We start from the raw sequence: 1,246 nt of genomic DNA on the forward strand, positions 1-1,246 counted from the left end.
GGCTCAAACAGCTTGGCCACTTCAGGCTTTTTCAGGTCGTAGATGGATTTAACGCCGTATTTGTCCTGCAAATACCCGGGGATATAGAACCCTTGTTCGCCCGCATAAGGCTTGACGTTTGGCACCAGTGAACGGGGGCCACCCGTGACGTACTTGTTCCAGGCAGCCGACTGGTTGGGCAGCCAGATGTCGGTCAACACATCAACCGAGCCATCGCCTTTCGCGGCGGCACTGAACAGCACCGCGACATCCCCGGCCAGGTACGATACATCGCCGTCCAGTCGGGTTTTGATCACCTCTGCGAGGATGTTCTGAATGGCGATTGCACCTGTCCAGTTCTGCTCGCCAATGACGATCTTTTCCTTGGCCAACACGGTTGCCGGGAGAATCAGGGAGGCCAGCAGCGCGGCTGCGCCCACAGTGCGCGATAAGTGTGTCTTCATGATAAGTCTCACGTCAGTTGTGCAGGTGATCTTGCTTGCGCAAGCTAGATTGAATGATTCGGTCAGGGATCAGCGCGCACAGGACAATCGCCACGCCGGCGAGCACACCCTCGCCACCCTTGATATTGCGCAGTGCTGTCATCACGTCATAACCCAGTCCGCCGGCGCCGATCAGCGCGGCCACAACCACCATCGACAGGCTCATGACGATCGTCTGGTTAATTCCTAGCAACAGCGAACGGCGAGCTAGCGGCAACTGCACCTTGATCAGGGTTTGCCAAGGACTGGCGCCGTGCGCGACGGCAGCCTCGACAGCGTCCTTCGGTACTTCCTGAATACCCAACGAGGTCAAACGGATCATCGGCGCCRGCGCGAAAATCACCGTCGCGATCACGGCCGGGGTCTTGCCCACCGAGAAGAACGCCACGGCCGGAATCAGATAGACAAAGGTTGGCAGCGTCTGCATGACATCCAGCAAAGGTGTGAGCAGCCGTCGTACCAGCGGCCGCTTCGCCAGCACAATGCCGGTGGGTACACCTATGACCAGAGCAATCAGTACCGACGAACCGACCAGCGCCAGCGTTGCGATGGTTCGCTCCCAGAAGCCGAACAGGCCGATGTACAACAACGCCGCGCTGCTGGTCAGCGCCAACGCAACGCCAGCCGAACGCCAGGCCAGCAACACCAGCGCCAGCGCCGACACCGTCCAGGGCAGCCAGCCCAGCAGGTTTTCAATCCCTTCGATGACGGTGCGAACGACAACGATCACGCCGATAAATGCCCCCTCGAACGTGACCTGAGAC

2 protein-coding genes are annotated in these 1,246 nt (G+C 59.5%); both read right to left on the minus strand.

What is annotated here, in order from left to right; genetic code table 11:
• A partial coding sequence (locus tag ACXRVY_RS29960) for a glycine betaine ABC transporter substrate-binding protein (RefSeq protein WP_458239065.1) occupies positions 1-443 on the minus strand: 443 nt, incomplete at its 3' end.
• A 13-nt stretch (positions 444-456) separates the two neighbouring features.
• On the minus strand, positions 457-1,246 hold a 790-nt coding region (locus tag ACXRVY_RS29965; RefSeq protein WP_458239066.1), incomplete at its 5' end, for an ABC transporter permease.

It is taken from the genome of Pseudomonas sp. P5_A2_2 (assembly GCF_054177685.1).